Origin of the sequence: Corynebacterium provencense (genome assembly GCA_900049755.1) — a bacterium.
Lineage (GTDB): Bacteria > Actinomycetota > Actinomycetes > Mycobacteriales > Mycobacteriaceae > Corynebacterium > Corynebacterium neomassiliense.
On the sequence record LT160607.1, the window covers coordinates 1 to 2,647 of the forward strand.

General features: G+C 66.8%; 3 protein-coding genes and 1 rRNA gene. All 4 read right to left on the minus strand.

Annotated elements, in window-relative coordinates; translation table 11 throughout:
- Nucleotides 1–935: HAD-IA family hydrolase (locus tag BN3906_RS13815; protein ID WP_066590252.1), on the minus strand; the 935-nt coding region annotated here is incomplete at its 3' end.
- 7 nt (nt 936–942) lie between these two features.
- Nucleotides 943–1,593 (minus strand): tetratricopeptide repeat protein, encoded by a 651-nt coding sequence (locus tag BN3906_RS15300; RefSeq protein WP_237559580.1) that lies wholly within the window; start codon nt 1,591–1,593, stop codon nt 943–945.
- Nucleotides 1,590–2,204 (minus strand): hypothetical protein, encoded by a 615-nt coding sequence (locus BN3906_RS15305; protein WP_315969040.1) that lies wholly within the window; start codon nt 2,202–2,204, stop codon nt 1,590–1,592. Before BN3906_RS15305 ends, BN3906_RS15300 begins: the two co-directional genes overlap by 4 nt.
- Before the next feature lie 334 nt (nt 2,205–2,538).
- A 5S ribosomal RNA gene (rrf, locus tag BN3906_RS13825) occupies nt 2,539–2,647 on the minus strand; the annotation flags it as partial.

Consider the following 2,647-nt stretch of genomic DNA (forward strand, 5'->3'; position numbering starts at 1 on the left):
GCCCAGACCAGGGGCGCGGCGGCGGCGAGAGCCTCAGCCGCCATGACCTCGACGTCGCCCTGCCGACCTGCCGTCACGGTGACCGTGTCTCCGGTGCGGTGGGCGCCCCAGCCGTCCAGGTGGTCCCGCAGGTTGGCGGCGATCCAGGTCGGACGGTACCGGGTGTGCAGAATGTCGGTGTGCCCGGAGACGCCGGTGAGTACGCAGAGGGTGTCCGTCCCGGCGGCGATGCCTCCGGCAATGTCGGTGTCGAGCCGGTCACCGACAGCCAGAGGACGCCGTGCGCCGAGACGTTCCGCCGCGACGTGGAACATCGCCGGCTCGGGTTTGCCGGCACTCTGCGGATGTACACCGGTTGCACTGACGACCGCGGCGACCAGCGACCCGTTGCCGATGAGCAGGCCACGCTCCGACGGCAGGGTGGTGTCCATGTTGGACGCCACATAGACAGCACCCGCCCGTACCGCGAGTGCCGCTTCGGAGAGGACCGCCCAGTCGTTGTCCGGTGAGTGGCCGTGCAGCACGACATCCGGCCGGTCGTCGGCGCTGCGGACGACGCGGAACCCTGCCTCGGCAGCGAGCTCGCGGAAGGATTCGGCCCCCACCACAAGCGCGGAGGGAACCGCGGCGGCGTCCCCGCCGTCTCCGGCACCACCTGCCAGCTCCACCGCGAGGGTGCAGGCGACCTGTGCCGAGGTCAGCACGCGGGAGGGCTCCGTATGTACACCAAGGCCGGCGAGATGGTCGGACACGGCACGTGGTGACCGTGAGGCGTTGTTGGTCACGTACACGGCCGGCCGGCCGGCAAGGCCGGCAAGCGCCCCGTCGATGAGGACGCCACCACGGAAAACTGTTCCGTCGAGGTCGACGAGCAGTGAATCGTAACGGTCCAGGATGTGGTGAGGACGCCGCTCCTGCTGTTCAAGCAATGTCATCGGCACGTCACTCGTCGAGATCCCGCTCGAGTTCCTGCAACCGGTCCGCACTGTCCAGGACGCCGTGGGTGTCCATCTTCTCAGCCTTCCTGAACCACTCGCGGGCGTCCCCGGTCTCCCCGGCGAAGGCCAGCGCGTCAGCGTAGGCGTAGGTCACGCGCAGCGCAGTGACCTCGGGCAGATCCCGGGCACGGGTCTCCGGCTCCAGAACGTCGACGGCGTCGGTGGCATGACCGAGATCATGATGTGCACCGGCGACCACGATCGCCAGTTCCGCGCGCTGTTCCGGATCAAGTTCAGCCGCTTCCTCGGAGAAACCGAGTTCGACAGCCTTGTCTGGATGCCCCAGGCCGCGTTCGCAGTCCGCCATCACCGCCAGCAGTCCCGGGCCACCGGCCATCCTGCGGGCAGCGCGGAGCTCGGTGAGGGCTTCCTTCCACTCACCTGCATGGTAGGCGGCGATGCCCAGGGTTTCGCGGGTGATAGGTACCCGACCGCCACGTTCTTTCGCGGCACGCGCGTGAGCGAGTGCCCGGTCACTGTCGGAGTCCATGAGCGCGGCGGCCATGATCAGGTGGCCTGCCACCTTGTCAGCGTTGTCCTTCGACAGGCTGCGGAGTTCCTGCCTGATGGCCGGGTCGAGTTCCTTCGGACTCACATCGGACGGGATCTCCGGTTCACTGACGCGGTCGTTGACCCGGTTCTCCCGGTAGCCCGACCGCTGCGGTCCATTGTGATGGTCGCGCCGCCGCCCGTCCGGGCGCCCGCCGTTGCGGTCATGACCCCGACGGTCGCCTCGGTCGGCCGAACCACCCCGGTAACCACCACGACGGTCATCATCACGGCCGTTCCTGCCGCCTGAACCACCCCGGTAACCACCACGACGGTCATCGTCACGACCGTTCCTGCCGGCAGAGCCACCACGGTAACCACCACGACGGTCATCGCCACGACCGTTCCTGCCGGCTGAACCACCACGGTAACCACCACGACGATCATCATCACGACCACTGCCACCGGCAGAGCCACCACGGTAACCACCACGACGATCATCATCACGACGACTGCCACCGGCAGAGCCACCCCGGTAACCACCACGACGATCATCATCACGACCGCTGCCACCGGCAGAGCCACCTCGGTAACCACCGCGACGATCATCATCACGACCCCTGCCACCGGCAGGACCACCCCGGTAACCACCGCGGCCGTGGTCGTTCTGTGGGCGACGAGCACCTCCACGGTCACGCCGGGGACCGCCTCCAGCACCGTTGCGTGCTCCGTAAGTGCCGGACGATTCGCTCATCAAAAACCTCTCTGGATACAACTCGAAAACCTCGCATACCGAGGCTTCTGGCATAGTCGACTACCAGCGTACAGGGACGGTGCTCTGGCGTTTGACCGCACCACCGTAGCCTCGCACACACAGCCGTCGACAGGCCCGCCGGAGGCCGTGGGCAGAGACGGAGCGACGCGAATGTCCCCCGCTGCAGTCCCCGGACGCTCCGATGTACTGTTCGGACACAAAAAAAGCGTGCCGGGAAGGTACCGCACATTACACAGTGCAGTACCGACCCAACACACTCTCAACAACAAAGAATGATGCCGGCAGTGACCTACTCTCCCACACCCTCCCAGGTGCAGTACCATCGGCGCAGGCAGGCTTAGCTTCCGGGTTCGGAAAGGGACCGGGCGTGACCCCACCGCTGAAA